This is a genomic window from Pseudomonas sp. (assembly GCF_040514055.1).
Taxonomy (GTDB): Bacteria; Pseudomonadota; Gammaproteobacteria; order Pseudomonadales; family Pseudomonadaceae; genus Aquipseudomonas.
Map to the genome: position 1 here is coordinate 58987 of NZ_JBEVDL010000014.1, position 14720 is coordinate 73706.

The following is a 14720-nucleotide window of genomic DNA, read 5'->3' on the forward strand; positions in this document are numbered from 1 at the left end:
TATGCGCTGGTTGTGCATTCTGCTGCCGCAACTGGCGCTCGATGGCGTGCTGCGCGGCTGCTTCGACCCGCAGGCACCGCGGGTGCTGGTCGATGGCCCACAGCAACGGCGGGTGTTACGGGCGGTGAGTCCGTCGGCCCGGCGCCTGGGCTTGCGTGCGGGGCAAACGCTGAGCGCCGCACGGGCCCTGAATGGCAGTTTTAGTGCGGTCGACTACGATGCGCGGGCCATCGAAGACTGGCGACGGTTGCTGGCCGCCTGGGCCTATGGCTACAGCTCCCAAGTCAGCCTGCATTTCCCCCGGGTCCTGTTGCTGGAAATCGGTTCGAGCCTGGCGCTCTTTGGCCCCTGGCCGCGATTGGAGGCGCGCCTGCGGGAGGAGTTGACCGCCCTGGGCTTTCAGCACCGCCTGGTGCTGGCGCCCAACCCCCTGGCGGCTCGCGTACTGGCCAACGTCCATGACGGCCTGGCGGTGGCGACGCCGCGGTTGCGCGAGACCCTGGCACGGCTGCCGCTGCAGCGAGCCGGCTTGCCCGGCGCGACGGCCGAGGCCCTGCAGCGCATGGGCCTGCGCAGCCTGGGCGAGCTGTTGGGCATGCCCCGTGACAGCCTGGCCCGGCGCTTTGCTCCTGAGCTGCTGCGGCACCTGGATACCCTGCTGGGCGAGCGGCCACTGGCGCTGGAGTGTTACCGTCCGCCGGACCGTTTCGACCAGCGCCTGGAGCTGAATTTCGACGTCGAGTCGCACCCGGCGCTGCTGTTCCCCCTGCGTCGCCTGACCGCCGACCTGGGCGCGTTCCTGGCCGGGCGCGACCGTGGCGTGCAGCGTTTTGTGTTGCACCTGGAGCATGCCGACGGGCCCGACAGCCAAGTGCCGGTCGGCTTGCTGAGCGCCGAGCGGGTGCCCGCGCGGCTGTTCGAACTGGCCCGTGGCCGGCTCGAGCGCCTGCAAGTGCCTGCGCCGGTGCGGGCGCTGCGGCTGGTGGCCGAGGAGCTGCCGGCTTTCGTGCCCGAGCGCCGCGAGCTCTTCGAGGAACGGGCGCAGCAGCACCTGGCCTGGGAGGCCTTGCGCGAGCGCCTGCGGGCCCGCCTGGGCGATGACGCGGTGCAGGCGCTCGGCCTGCGTGCCGACCATCGCCCGGAGTGTGCCTGGTCGCCCCAGTGCTCGGCCGCCCCGGTCGCGGCCGAAGCGCGTCTGCGACCCGGTTGGTTGTTGCAAGCGCCGCAGCCACTGGACGAACTCGCCCCACAGATCTTGGCCGGCCCCGAACGCATCGAGTCCGGCTGGTGGGATGGCGCCGACGTGCGCCGCGACTATTACCGGGTCCAGACCCGCAACGGCCAGTGGGCCTGGGTCTATCGCCCCGCGGGCGGCACCGGCCCCTTTGTGCTGCATGGCTGGTTCGCATGAGCTACGCCGAGCTGCACTGCCTGTCCAATTTCAGTTTCCAGCGCGGCGCCTCCAGCGCCCTGGAGCTGTTCGAACGCGCCGCCCAACTGGGCTACCAGGCCCTGGCGATCACCGACGAATGCACCCTGGCCGGCATAGTCCGGGCCTGGCAGGCCGCCCAGCAAACGGGTCTGGCGCTGATCGTCGGCAGCGAAATGCGCATCGAACAGGGGCCCCGGCTGGTGCTGCTGGCGGAGACTCTTGGTGGTTACCAGGCCCTCTGCCGGCTGATCAGCCAGGCCCGGCGCCGGGTGAAAAAAGGCCAGTACCGGCTGCTGCGCAGCGACTTCGAGGGGCCGCAGGCCCACACCGGCGGGCTGCTGGCCCTGTGGCTGGCGGACGAGGGGGGCGCTGACCCTGACAGCGGTGAGCCCGCGCCCGAGCTCGCGCCCTTGGCGGAGGGGCGCTGGTTGCAGCGGGTCTTCGCGGACCGTCTCTGGCTGACGGTGGAACTGCACCGCGGGCCGGACGATGCCCGCCACCTGCAGCGGCGGCTGGCCCTGGCCAGCGCCTTGGGCCTGCCGGCGGTGGCGGCCGGCGATGTGCATATGCACGTGCGTGGGCGCCGTGCCTTGCAGGACACCCTTACGGCCATCGGCCAGCACTGCACCTTGGCCGAGGCGGGGCAGCGGTTGTTCGCCAATGGCGAGCGGCACCTGCGCAGCCTGCCGGTGTTGGCGTGTTTCTATCCGCCACCCCTGCTGGACGAGACGCTGACCATCGCCCGCCGCTGCCAGTTCGACCTGGCTCAACTGCGCTATCAGTACCCCCATGAACTGGTGCCCGCCGGCCAGAGCGCGGCCGCCTGGTTACGCCACCTGACCGAGCAGGGCATGCTCCGGCGTTGGCCGGCGGGCGCCTCGGACAAGGCGCGTGAGCAGATTGACGCCGAGTTGCAGGTGATCGGTGAACTGGGCTTCGAGAGTTATTTTCTGACGGTGGCCGATATCGTCCAGTTCGCCCGCAGCCGGCATATCCTCTGCCAGGGTCGCGGATCGGCGGCCAACTCGGCGGTCTGTTTCGCCCTGGGCATCACCGAGCTCGAACCCGAGCGCAGCAACATGCTGTTCGAGCGTTTTCTGTCCCGCGAGCGCAACGAGCCGCCGGACATCGATGTCGATTTCGAGCACGAGCGCCGCGAGGAGGTGTTGCAGTACGTGTTCCAGCGTTACGGGCGTGGGCGCGCGGCGCTGACCGCGGTGGTCAGCACCTACCATGCGTCCGGGGCGGTGCGCGACGTGGCCAAGGCCCTGGGGCTGCCGGCCGACCAGATCGGCGCGCTGGCCGCCTGCTGCAGCCGCTGGAGCGACCAGCCACCGTCGGCCGAGCGCCTGCGCGAGCAGGGGTTCGACCCCGAAAACGCGTTGCTGCGCCGGGTGGTGGGCCTGACCGAACAACTGATCGGCTTTCCCCGTCACCTGTCGCAGCACCCGGGTGGTTTCGTCATTTCGGAGGCGCCCCTGGATACCCTGGTGCCAGTGGAGAACGCCGCCATGGCCGAGCGCACCATCATCCAGTGGGACAAGGACGACCTCGACCAGATGGGCCTGCTCAAGGTGGACATCCTCGCCCTGGGCATGCTCAGCGCCTTGCGCCGCTGCTTCGACCTGCTGCGCCGCTACCGTGGCCGCGACCTGAGCCTGGCGACCATTCCGGCCGAGGACCCGGCGACCTACGCCATGATCGGCCGGGCCGATACCCTGGGCGTGTTCCAGATCGAATCGCGGGCGCAGATGGCCATGTTGCCGCGGCTCAAGCCCAAGACCTTCTACGACCTGGTGATCGAAGTCGCCATCGTCCGACCCGGGCCGATCCAGGGCGACATGGTCCATCCCTACCTGCGCCGCCGCAACGGCGAGGAGCCGGTGATCTACCCCTCGGAGCAATTGCGCGCGGTGTTCGAGCGAACCCTGGGCGTGCCGCTGTTCCAGGAGCAGGTGATGCAGATGGCCATGGTCGCCGCCGATTATTCGGCGGGCGAGGCCGACCAGCTGCGCCGCTGCATGGCTGCCTGGAAACGCCACGGCGGCCTGGAGCCGCAGCGCGTGCGGCTGCTCGACGGCATGCTGAAGAATGGCTACGACGCCGAGTTCGCCGCGCGGCTGTTCGAGCAGATCAAGGGCTTTGGCAGCTACGGTTTTCCCGAGTCCCATGCGGCCAGCTTCGCCTTGCTGACCTACGCCAGTTGCTGGCTGAAATGCCACGAGCCGGCGGCCTTCGCCTGCGCGCTGATCAACAGCTGGCCGATGGGGTTTTATAGCCCCGATCAGGTGCTGCAGGACGTGCGTCGCCACGGTGTCCGTACCTTGGCGGTGGACGTGCGCCACAGCGACTGGGATTGCAGCCTGGAACCGGGGGCGGCGGCACAACCGGATATTCGCCTGGGGCTGAGCCTGGTGCGGGGCCTCAACGAGGCCCAGGCGCAGGCCGTGGTGCGGGCCCGGGCCGGCCGTGCCTTCGACTCGGTGGCCGACCTTTGCCAACGGGCTGGCCTGGATGCCCGTAGTCGCGCACTGCTGGCCGATGCCGGGGCCTTGCAGGGACTGGCCGGCGACCGCTATCAGGCGCGCTGGGCGGTGGCCGCGGTAGCGCCGCAAATACCGCTGTTCGCCGACGTGCCCGATCCCCGGGAACCCCCCGTGGCCTTGCCGCGGCCGACCCCGGGCGAGGATGTGCAGGCCGACTATGTCAGCCTCGGCACCACCCTGGGACCGCACCCGCTGGCGCTGCTGCGTGCGGCGCTGCGGGCCCGGCGCTGCCGCAGTTCCCTGGAGCTGGTCGAACTGGCGCACGGCACGCGGGTCAGCGCGGCGGGCCTGGTCATCGGCCGGCAGCGGCCGCCCACCGCCAGCGGAGTGACCTTCGTCACCCTGGAGGACGAACATGGCCTGCTCAATGTGGTGGTCTGGCGCGACGTGGCCGAGCGTCAGCGGCGGGTGCTGCTGGAGTCACGGCTGCTGCAGGTGGACGGGCGGCTGGAGTCGGAGCAGGGCGTGCGCCACCTGATCGCCCGGCGTTTGACCGACCTGACGCCGCTGCTGGCCGGGCTGACGGTCAGAAGTCGGGATTTCCACTAGGTCTTTCGGTGCGTGGGGACTGGCACTGGCGCCAGGGGCACGGTGCCCCGCACTTTTTCGCGACCATGAAAAAACCCGCCGAAGCGGGTTTGTGCTGACCTTGATCGATATCCGTATCGAAATGCCATCCTGGCGGGGTCTGCCTGAGCGCATCCAGTGCTGCAGTCATGGGGCTTATGTTAGGGGGCACACATCGGGTGGCATAGAGCGGAATGCAGTGTCGTCGTGTAAGCCTTTCGCTATAGAGAGCGGTGACCCATGACGGCGGGCTGTCGCTGGACGGCGCGCCGAGGCCGCCCTACGCCGAATCGACGCGACAGCCCCTGAGGCTGGCGGATCGCTGCCTTTAACCCACCGTCCCCAGTTCGCGCAGATAGGCCCAAGGGTAGAGGCCGCGGGCATGGCCGTCGTCGAACACCAGCTGCGCGCCATAACCCTGGGGGTGAATGGTGGTCAGACGCACCCCCGGGTCGACCAGGGCGATGCGCCCCTGCAGACGCCCGGCGCGGCACTGGGCGCAGGGGCAGGCGGCGCGCAGGCGGGCATGGCTGAGGGTCAGGCGGTGCCCGTCCGCCCAGTGCAGTTGCAGGGCGCCGGCGGCCCGCTGGTTGTGGATACGCTCCGGCGCGCTCATCGTGGACTCCGTTGCAGTTGGGTCAAGGCAATGCGCACGGCCTTGCGCACCTCGGGATCGCCGTCCTGCTCCGCCGCCTGCAGGGCTGGCAGGGCAGCTGGATCGGCCAGTTCACCCAAGGCCAGTGCCGCCTCCTTGCGCAGGTTGCTGATGCTGTGGCCGAGCAGTTCGGCCAGCGCCTCGCGCGCGCCGGCATGGCGCAGGGTGCCGAGGGCGCGCGCGGCGCGCAGGCGCACCTGCCAGTAGCTGTCGGCCAAGGCTTCGACCAGGGCGTCGCCGCCTTCGCTCAGTCCGATTTTGCCCAGGGTGGTGGCGGCTTCCTCGCGCACCTGCCATTCACGGTCGCGCAGGGCGGTCCGCAGCGCCGGTAATACCTCCGGGTCGCAGGCCAGCCCCAGGGCGCCGGTGGCGGCGCGCCGTACTTCGGTGTCCGGGTCCTCGCTGGCCAGGCGCGCCAGGGCGGGCAGGGCGTCGCGCTGCTTGAGCCAGCCGAGGATGCCCACCGCTTCACGGCGCACCCGCGCATCGCGGTCGTGCAGCGCCCGCAGGGCTACCGGCACGCTGTCGGGCAGGCGCAGTTCGCGCAAGGCGCGCAAGGCGCGGCTGCGCACGAAGGCGTCGGCATGGTCGGCCCAGGGCAGGATGAGCGTACCGGCCTCCAGGCTTTTCAGTTCGCTCAGGCTCTGCGCCGCCGCGTCGCGCACGCTGTGGTCGCTATCGGCCAGGGCGGCGCACAGCGCGCCGACCGCCTCGGGTTCCTCCCAGGCTTCGAGCAGGCGCGCGGCCTCGGCCCGCACCGCGCCGTCCGGGTCCTGGTGCAGGGCCTGGACCAGCCAAGGCAGGCCCTCCGGTTCCTCCAGATCGGCCAGGTCGATCAGGGCGATGCGCCGCACCCCGGCGTCGGCATCCGTCAGGCGCGGCAGCAGGGCGAGGATCTCGCGGATATCGGTGTTGGGTTCGGTCATAACGCGATTCGCAGTGGTGAGAAGTCGGTGGGCAGCCCGAGTGGCGTCAGGCGCGGCAATTCTCGGCCGTCCTCGTGGCGCAGCAGCTCCAGGCAATGGCGTTTGAGGCGGACGAACTCGGGGCTGGTCAGCAGGCCGGCGCGCCGTGGGCGGGGAAAGTCCAGGCGCAAGTCCTGGATAAAACGGCCCGGGCGCGGGCTCATCACCAGGATGCGGTCGGCCAGGAACAGCGCTTCGTCGATGTCGTGGGTGACGAACACCAAGGTGGTGCGCAGGCGGGTCCAGATCTCCAGCAGCAGCTCCTGCATCTTGCTGCGGGTTTGGGCGTCCAGTGCGCCGAAGGGCTCGTCCATCAGCAGCAGGTGCGGTCGGTTGATCAGCACCCGGGCGATTTCGGCGCGCTGCTGCATGCCGCCGGACAGCTGGTTCGGCCAGCGTTGGGCGAAATCCTGCAAGCCGACCAGGCCGAGGAAGTCCGCCGCCTGGCGCTGGCGTTCGGTCTTGCCCAGGCCTTGCATCTTCAGGCCGAAGGCGACGTTGTCCAGCACGCTGCGCCAGGGCAGCAGGCTGTGCTGTTGAAACACCATGCCGCGCTCCGGGGACGGGCCGTCGACCCGCCGTCCATCGACCCGCAGCGTGCCGGTGCTGGGGGGCAGGTGCCCGGCCAGGGCGCCGAGCAGGGTGGACTTGCCGCAGCCCGACGGCCCAAGAATGCAGACGAACTCCCCCGGCGCGATGGCAAAATCCAGCGACTGCACCGCCTCGAAGGCCTGGGCGCCGTCGCCCAGGCGAATCGTCAACTGCTCGACCTGCACCTGGCCAAGGCCGAGGCGGGTTGGCTGTAGGCTCATCGGCTGCTCCCCTGTGGCCGGTACCAGGGCGTCAGCAGCGTGCCGCCGGCTTTTACCAGGCTGCTGCTGGCCATGCCCAGCAGCCCGATCAGCAGCATGCCGACCAGGATGTCGGGGTAGTTCTGCAGGGTGTAGGACTCCCAGGTGTAGTAACCGATGCCGTACTGGCCGGCGATCATCTCGGCGGTCACCAGGCAGAACCAGGAGGTGCCCATGCCGATGGCCAGGCCGGTGACGATGCTCGGTGCCGCCCCGGGCAGTATCACTTCGCGCAGCAGCGCCAGGCGTCCGGCGCCCAGGCTGCGGGCCGAGGCGATCAGGCGCGGATCGACGCCCTCGGTGCCATGGATGGTGTTGAGCAGGATGGGAAAAAGCGCGCCGGTAAAGGTGATAAAGACCATCGACAGCTCCGACGAGGGGAACATCAGGATGGCCAGCGGAATCCAGGCCACCGCGGGGATCGGCCGCAACACTTCCAGGGGCGGCAGCAGGCTGTCCGCGGCCCATCTCGAACGGCCGATGGCCAGGCCCAGCAGCACCCCGACCAGGGCGGCGGCCAGGTAGCCGGCCAACACCCGGGCCAGGCTGCTGCCCAGGTGCGGCAGCAGCTTGCTTGAGGCGAACAGGCCGAGGGCCGCCTGCAGTACCGCGCCCGGGGTCGGCACATGGGTAAAGGCGATCAGCCCCAGGTCGAGCCGCTGGCTGGCCGCCAGCTGCCAGAACAGCAGGCAGGCCAGTAGCGAGGCGATGCGCAGGGGCCAGCGGTACAGGGTGGAACGGCTCATCAGCGACTCCTCAGCCGGTTTCTGGAGTCCCGCCTGGGCGGGAGTGACGGTGTGAGGGGTTATCCCCACGCCGAGGCAGCGGTAGGGCGTGTGTCAGCGGCTGGCCAGCAGCTGCTGGTTGGCGCCGACGAAGTCCAGCGGCGTGCCGCCGTGCTGCTGGGCATAGGTTTCGGCCTGGTCCTTGAGCAGGAAGGCGCTCAGCCGGCCGTCGCCGTCGCGGACGAACCAGGCCTGGTTGGCCAGCAGCTTGATCCCGCTGTCCGTCGCCTGGGCGTAGATGGCGCGGATATCCTTGCCGTCCTTTTCCAGCGCGGCGAGGGCGGTCAGTGCGGCTTCCGGGGAGGCGTAGTGGCGCACCTGGGCTTCGCCGCGCACCCAGATCTGCGCCAGCCGCTTGAAGTCGGTGATCGGCTGGCCCGTCGAGGCGTCCTTGGCCACCAGTGGTTGCGGCGCGTAGTTGGCCAGCTGCCGTTGGTAATCCAGGCCGGAGGCCTTGAAGGCCGCGCGGATATAGCGGTCGTCGACGAACTGCTGGGTGTCCAGGCCGCGCTGGGTCTTCTTCAGCAACAGCAGGGTGTCGATCGAGGTCGCCAGCGCCTGGCGGTATTCGGGCTTCCAGCTCAGGTCGCGGGTCTGCAGCCCCAGGGGGCCGTGGAACAGGTAGTTGACCTCGGCCTCGATGCCGGTGACTTTCTCGATCAGCTCGCTGTACTTTTCCGGTTCCGCGGCCAGCAGGCGGTCGGCCTCGAGGCTGGCGCGCAGGTAGGCGGTGACCACTTCCGGGTACTTGCTGGCGTAGTCGGCGTCCACCAAGGCGCCATGGAAGGTCGGCGCCTGGGCCTGGGAGCCGTCGAAGATCTTGCGGGCGAAGCCGCGGTTGGGGAACAGCTCGGCGAACGGCACGAAGTCGGCATGGGCCTCGATACGGTTGCTGCGCAGCGCCGAGCCGGCGATCTCGGGGGCCTGGGCGATGATCCGCAGGTCTTTCTCCGGGTCCCAGTCCTGGGCCGCCACGGCGCGCAGCAGCATGCCGTGGGCGGTGGAGGCGAAGGGCACGGAAATGGTCTTGCCCTTGAGGTCCTGCAGCGACTGCACGGCGGAGGCGGCCGGCACCACGATGCCATTGCCACTGCCCAGGATGCTGCCGGACAGCACGCTGATAAACAGGCTGCGCTTGCCGGCCTCCAGGTGCGCCACGCCATTGAAGGAACCGGGGAAGTCGGCCATGGCGCCAAAGTCCAGCTTGCCGGCGACCATCTCGTTGGTCAGCGGCGCGCCGCTGGTGAAGTTTTTCCACTCGACCTGGTACTGCGCGTCCTGGTACTGGCCTTCGCGGGGCAGGTACTTGTCGAGCAGGCCCAGCTCACGGATCAGCAGGCCGCCTGCGGCGCAGTTGATGGTGGTGTCCTGGGTGCCGATGGCGATGCGGATGGTTTGCGCCGAGGCCGAGGCGCTGGCGATGGCCAGCGCGAGGCCGGCAAGGGTGGTGCGCAGAAGCATGGTGTTTCCCCTCGAATCATCAATGTTGGAATCGTCTCCGCCATGCGGTGGGCTGGTGGGAAACGAGGGGCTTTTCAGTGCGGCGTCCGGTGGTTGGCCGGATGGCTTTTTCACCCTCTCCCGCTGGGAGAGGGCCGGGGTGAGGGGCATTCAGTCCGTGCGGACATCCCTCATCCGCCCTTCGGGCACCTTCTCCCGGAGGGAGAAGGAAACCGTCAACGCAACAGGTATGGAATCTCGACCTTGACCGCACCGGTCGGGCAATCCTTCTCGCAGGGCATGCAGTACCAGCACTCGTCGAAGGCCATATAGGCCTTCTGCGTCGCCGGGTTGATGGCCAGCAGGTCCATGGGGCAGACGTCGACGCACACGGTGCAGCCCTTGTGGGCGATGCACTTGTCTTCGTCCACCGTCACCGGGGCGTTGCTGCGAAAGAAAATATCCTGGGGTTGAAACGCCATGTCACGGTTCCTTGGAGCCTGCGGCTCTCGCTTTTTTTCAGTACTGAGTATTTCCACGCTCCCGCGTGGTAACCCCTGTCCGAACGCTCCGCGTCGACACCCACGGACGCGGAGCGTCCGGGGTGGTATTCCCACGCGGAGCCTGGGAATGAACATCAGCGTTCACGCCGCGACGCTCTTGACCCGCAGCTGCTGGTAGGCCTGCTGTTCGTCGTCGTCGAGGGCGATCAGGTAGGGCTCGACCGGCTTCTTGAAACTGACCATCTGGCCCTGTTGGTCTTTTTTCAGATGGCAGTGGCAGAACCACTCGGCATCGTTGCGCTCGGGAAAGTCGACCCGGTGGTGGTACAGGCCCCAACGACTTTCCTGGCGAAACAGCGAGGCGCGCGCGGCCATCTCGGCGCAGTCGCGGATCACGCTGACCTCCAGGGCGCGCATCAGCTCATGGGGGTTGTGGGCCTTGAGCTGGTCCAGGTCGTGGCGGATGCCGTCGAAGCGGGCCAGGCCGATTTCCATTTTCTTGGTCACTTTCGGCGGTTGCAGGTAGTCGTTGACGTACCGCCGCAGCTTGTATTCCACCTGGGCCGGCGGCAGCCCCTGGGTACGTTCGAGCGGCGCATAGACACGCGCCTGCTCGGCCTCGATCTGCGCCCCGTCCAGCGGGCTAAAATCCCGTTCGCTGACGTACAGGGCCGCGTTCTGTCCGGCGAAGGCGCCGTAGGTAAAGGCGCCGAGCATGTAGTTATGCGGCACGGCGGCCATGTCGCCGGCCGCGTACAGGCCCTTGACCGAGGTCTCCGCCTTCTCGTTGACCCACACGCCGGAGGCGCTGTGGCCGCTACAGAAACCGATCTCGGAAATATGCATCTCGACCATGCTGCTGCGGTAATCGGTGCCGCGGTTGGCGTGGAACAGGCCGCGACTGGGACGTTCGTTGCTGTGCAGGATCTCCTCGATGGTCTGGATGGTTTCCTCGGCCAGATGATCGAGCTTGAGAAAGACCGGGCCGTTGCCGCCTTCGAGTTCCTGGTGGAACTCCCACATCATCTGCCCGCTCCAGTAGTCGCACTCGATAAAGCGCTGGCCCTGGCTGTTGGCCGTGTAGCCGCCCAGCGGGCCGGTGACGTAGGCGCAGGCCGGGCCGTTGTAGTCCTTGATCAGCGGGTTGATCTGGAAGCATTCGAGGTTCGCCAGCTCGGCGCCGGCGTGGTAGGCCATGGCATAGCCGTCACCGGCATTGGTCGGGTTCTCGTAGGTGCCCATCAGGTAGCCGGATGCCGGCAGGCCGAGCCGCCCGGCGGCGCCGCAGCAGAGGATCACCGCCTTGGCGCGGATCACATGGAAGTCGGCGGTGCGGCAGTCGAAGCCCATCACGCCGTTGACCGCGCCCTCGGCATCGGTCAGCAGGCGGGTGGCGATCACTCGGTTGCTGATCTCCACGCGGGCCCGCTTGAGCTGGCGATAGAGCACCTTCTTGATGTCGTGGCCCTCGGGCATGGGCAGCACGTAGGCGCCCATGTGGTGGACTTTCTTCACCGCGTAGTCGCCGGTCTCGTCCTTCTCGAACTTGACGCCCCAGCGGTCCAGCTGCTCGAGGGTCTCGAAGCTGTGGCTGGCATAGGCGTACACGGCGGCCTGATTGACGATGCCGTCGTTGGCCACGGTGATTTCCTTGGTGTACTGCTCGGGCGTGGCGTGGCCGGGAATGATCGCGTTGTTCAGGCCGTCCATGCCCATGCTGATGGCGCCGCTGCGCTTGACGTTGGCCTTGTCGATCAGCAGCACGCGCAGGCTCTTGTTGCGCTCCTTGGCCTTGATCGCCGCCATGGGCCCGGCAGTGCCGCCGCCGATCACCACGATGTCGTAGTCCTGCTCCAGGGTCTGATAGTCGCTCATGGCTGCCCGTCCTTCTGCCGGTCGATGCGCAGGCGATACTGGAAGGCATCGCCGCGGTAATAGAGGTGTTCGAAATCCAGTGGGGTGCCGTCGGCGGCATGGGTCAGTCGCTCGATACGCATGATCGGTGCGCCTTCCTCGACGCCCAGCGCCTGGGTCAGTTCGCTGTCGGCCAGCACCGCGTCGATCGTCAGGTCGGCATGCCCGAGGGGGATGCCACAGTCGTTTTCCAGGATCAGGAAGATATCGCGGGTGACCAGGTCGGCTTTCTCCAGCCTCTCGCCGACCGCCTGGGGCAGGTAGGTGATTTCCAGGGACACCGGTTCGCGGTTGATCAGGCGCACCCGCTTGATCTCGGTTACCAGGCTGTCTTCGGCCACCTGCAGGCGCTCGGCGACCCGCGCCGAAGCCGCGACGAACTTGAAGCTGCGCAGGCGGTTAAGCACCTCGTAACCCATCTGCGTCATCGATTCGGCCAAGCCCTGCAGGGTCGAGACGTTCTGGAAGGCCTTGGGCTTGGCGACGAACGTACCCTTGCCGTGGATCTTGAAGATCAAGCCTTCCTTCTGCAAGTCGCCCAGGGCCTGGCGCACGGTGATGCGACTGACCGAGAAGGTCCGACCCAGCTCGCTCTCGGACGGCATGCGGCTGTGGGGTGCATAGCTGCCGTCGAAGATGCGCGAGCGCAGCAATTCCTTGAGTTGGCTGTAGAGCGGGACGGGAGACAGCGGTAGCAATTGGGCCATGGGGTTCTCGTGATCAGTACTTGTTATGACAAGTTGAAGTGGACGATAGAGGCATAAAATTTCTGTTGGAAATACTTTTATTGAATAAGGATATGACCAGGGGTGGACGTTCCTGGCCAAAAGCAATCCTCCGCACATCCCAGGTACCCGTCCTACCCGCGCAGGTGGGTATCCAGAGCGGGTGGCAGGGGTGATCGGGGAACAACAGGCAGACCTGGGGCTTGGACCGGCTGATGGGTATCGCTGCGCTCAACCCATCCTACGAATTCGCGAAACGACGGTGAAATCTCTCGGTCCCCACAGACCCCGTCCTAACCGCGCAGGCGGTTAGCCAAAGCGGGCAGGGGCTAGCGGGCCCGGACGGTGAGCAGGGTGCCCTGGACGAAGGCTTGAATAACCCCGGCAAATGCGCCCCATTCAGGGGTCGCCTCGTCGAGATAAAACGTGTTGCGCAGCAGCTCCAGATTGCCCAGTTCCGCTACCGGGCGGGCGGCAATCGTTTCGAGCTGCAGCACCATGCGTTGCCAGGACTCAACCAGCGTGTCGGTGGCCTTGGTCATATTGTCGAGGACCGACAGTGCCGTGACGCGGGCGGCGCTCAGCTGGAGGTGGGCCAACTGATACTGGGTTTGCTGCGCCAGTTGCCGTGCCAGGCCATGGGCATTTATGGACGCGGGCTGCTGGTTGTCGCCGACCGGGCTGGGCTGGCTGAACACCTCGGCGGCCTGCTGATGGGCCGCTCTGGCCGCGCCCAGGTCGCTTTCGATACCGTGCAGGTGGCGGGCGAAGGTGCTGGCCTGGAGGCTGATGCCTTGGGCGCAGGCCAGCAGTCCGGCAGTACCGGCCAGCACCTCCTTGACCCATTCGCCGCGATCCGCCTGGGTGGTGCCGGGCGCCGCCTGGAACAGATCCGGCAGGTGCTGCAGCGTCAGGTTGAAGCGGCGGGCCCCTTGATAGACCCGCAGGGTCAGCCATACGAACCAGGCATACAGGTCGGGCGGCGGGGTCGGGCGTGAAAGGTAACCGGCATCGCTGGCCAGGGCGGCTTGCAGCTGCACCGGGCCCCCGACCCGCTGTGCCTGCGTGGCACCGGGGCCACCGACAAAGGCGGGGCGGGACGCGGGGTCCAGGCTCAGTTCGTGGATGGCCGCATGCAGCTGGGGCCATTGGGTCAGCGCGCCGCGGCAGATGCCGGGCACGCTCATGGCCTTGGGCATACGCAAACCAAGGGGCGGAGCGGCGTCGGGGTCAGTCGGTCGGGTCATCGCGGTTTTCCATCCAATTAAGGTGTGTTGTCAGCGGGCTCGGTCGGGCCGCCGGTGGCCGTCTGCGCCAGACGCTATCCCGCGCTCAGTTGGCTGTTCGCCTGTTGGACGAAGCTGCCCCATTCGTTCTGCACGATGCTCAGGTGCATTGTTCTCAGCACGCTGCCGGCCGGGTAGAGCTGGGCCTGGGCCAGTTGACCGCTGACCAGCTGACTGTTGGACTGCAACACCAGAAAGACACCGGTGACGGCATCGCCGGCCTGCAGCGCGCTCTGCAGTCGGTTGCCGGTATCGTTGAAGCCGGGTTGCATCCGGGCGAACTTGGCAGCGATATCCGCAAACATGGCGTTGTAGGTATTACGCACATCGTCGGCGCCGCAGGCGATCTGGCCGATCAGGTTGTTTTCCGTAGCGGTGGCGTTTTGCTGGATAAAGGTCTTGCAACCCTCGACGAAGCTAGGAAAACCGCTGGTGGATCCTTGCTCCCAGGACAGGAACCCGGCAAGGCTCTGTAGCCCCTGATTGGCTTCATTCAGGTTGTTTTGCAAGGCGTTGCCCAGCGCCGTGAAGGCGCTGCTCAACTGGGCGCTTTGTTCCGGCGTTTCGCTGCCGGTGGCGGCAATCACCGCATCGATCCCGTTGATGGTCGCCAGGTTGCCGCTGAGTTGGTTGGCGTAGCCGGGCAGGCCCTGATTCAGCCAGTTCTGGGTCGGTTGAAACGCCACGCCATAGGAGGCGGCAATGTTCATGGCGGACAGGCGTTGGGCCAGGTTGGCGTTGGTGGGGCGATAGTCGGCCCACCAGTTCCAGTCCTGCTCCATAAAGCCGCAGTCGTAGCTGCACGAGCCGCTGTTGGCATAGCGCCCCAACGGGTTCTGGTTGACCAGGGTGATCGCGTTCGAACAGGCCGTGGACAACGCAGCCATGGCGGACAAGGCCTGGGCCTGGGCACCGCCGCTGTCACTGAGGGTACAGGAGGATGCCCGGGGCGCCGGCGCCAGGCGCCGACGGCTGGTGACGCTGAACTGGCTGGAGGCCAAGGAGGGGGCGGTCATAACGTTCGACATGGCGAATCCTTTCAGGTGTTCGC

The 14720-nt window shown here is 67.6% G+C and carries 12 protein-coding genes; 2 read left to right on the forward strand and 10 right to left on the reverse strand.

Annotated elements, in window-relative coordinates:
• The first annotated feature begins 1 nt into the window (after position 1).
• Positions 2-1411 (forward strand): Y-family DNA polymerase, encoded by a 1410-nt coding sequence (locus ABWY06_RS03915; RefSeq protein WP_353924258.1) that lies wholly within the window; start codon positions 2-4, stop codon positions 1409-1411.
• Positions 1408-4527 (forward strand): error-prone DNA polymerase, encoded by a 3120-nt coding sequence (locus ABWY06_RS03920; protein WP_353924259.1) that lies wholly within the window; start codon positions 1408-1410, stop codon positions 4525-4527. Before ABWY06_RS03915 ends, ABWY06_RS03920 begins: the two co-directional genes overlap by 4 nt.
• A 346-nt stretch (positions 4528-4873) precedes the next feature.
• Here the strand turns inward: ABWY06_RS03920 and ABWY06_RS03925 are convergent, their stop codons facing one another.
• The 10 genes from ABWY06_RS03925 to ABWY06_RS03970 form a co-directional block, all read right to left on the reverse strand.
• Complete coding sequence (locus ABWY06_RS03925; RefSeq protein WP_353924260.1) at positions 4874-5161, reverse strand: DUF971 domain-containing protein; 288 nt, start codon at positions 5159-5161, stop codon at positions 4874-4876.
• A complete protein-coding gene (locus ABWY06_RS03930; RefSeq protein WP_353924261.1) occupies positions 5158-6126 on the reverse strand; it encodes a HEAT repeat domain-containing protein in 969 nt (322 codons plus the stop codon). Before ABWY06_RS03930 ends, ABWY06_RS03925 begins: the two co-directional genes overlap by 4 nt.
• Positions 6123-6977 (reverse strand): ABC transporter ATP-binding protein, encoded by an 855-nt coding sequence (locus ABWY06_RS03935; RefSeq protein WP_353924262.1) that lies wholly within the window; start codon positions 6975-6977, stop codon positions 6123-6125. Before ABWY06_RS03935 ends, ABWY06_RS03930 begins: the two co-directional genes overlap by 4 nt.
• Positions 6974-7762 carry an ABC transporter permease gene (locus ABWY06_RS03940; RefSeq protein WP_353924263.1) on the reverse strand — a complete coding sequence of 263 codons (789 nt, stop codon included), beginning with the start codon at positions 7760-7762 and terminating at the stop codon, positions 6974-6976. Before ABWY06_RS03940 ends, ABWY06_RS03935 begins: the two co-directional genes overlap by 4 nt.
• Before the next feature lie 93 nt (positions 7763-7855).
• On the reverse strand, positions 7856-9262 hold the full coding sequence (locus ABWY06_RS03945) for an ABC transporter substrate-binding protein (protein WP_353924264.1): 1407 nt from the start codon (positions 9260-9262) through the stop codon (positions 7856-7858).
• Positions 9263-9477: 215 nt separating this feature from the next.
• A complete protein-coding gene (locus tag ABWY06_RS03950) occupies positions 9478-9723 on the reverse strand; it encodes a 4Fe-4S dicluster domain-containing protein (RefSeq protein ID WP_353924265.1) in 246 nt (81 codons plus the stop codon).
• Between the two features lie 162 nt (positions 9724-9885).
• The gene (locus ABWY06_RS03955) at positions 9886-11619 is read right to left on the reverse strand and encodes a fumarate reductase/succinate dehydrogenase flavoprotein subunit (protein WP_353924266.1); all 1734 of its coding nucleotides are present in this window, start codon (positions 11617-11619) and stop codon (positions 9886-9888) included.
• Complete coding sequence (locus ABWY06_RS03960) at positions 11616-12365, reverse strand: GntR family transcriptional regulator (RefSeq protein ID WP_353924267.1); 750 nt, start codon at positions 12363-12365, stop codon at positions 11616-11618. Before ABWY06_RS03960 ends, ABWY06_RS03955 begins: the two co-directional genes overlap by 4 nt.
• Positions 12366-12712: 347 nt before the next feature.
• Positions 12713-13630 carry a hypothetical protein gene (locus ABWY06_RS03965; RefSeq protein ID WP_353924268.1) on the reverse strand — a complete coding sequence of 306 codons (918 nt, stop codon included), beginning with the start codon at positions 13628-13630 and terminating at the stop codon, positions 12713-12715.
• A 74-nt stretch (positions 13631-13704) separates the two neighbouring features.
• Positions 13705-14697, reverse strand: a complete 993-nt coding sequence (locus ABWY06_RS03970; protein WP_353924269.1) for a hypothetical protein — start codon at positions 14695-14697, stop codon at positions 13705-13707.
• Between the last annotated feature and the right edge of the window lie 23 nt (positions 14698-14720).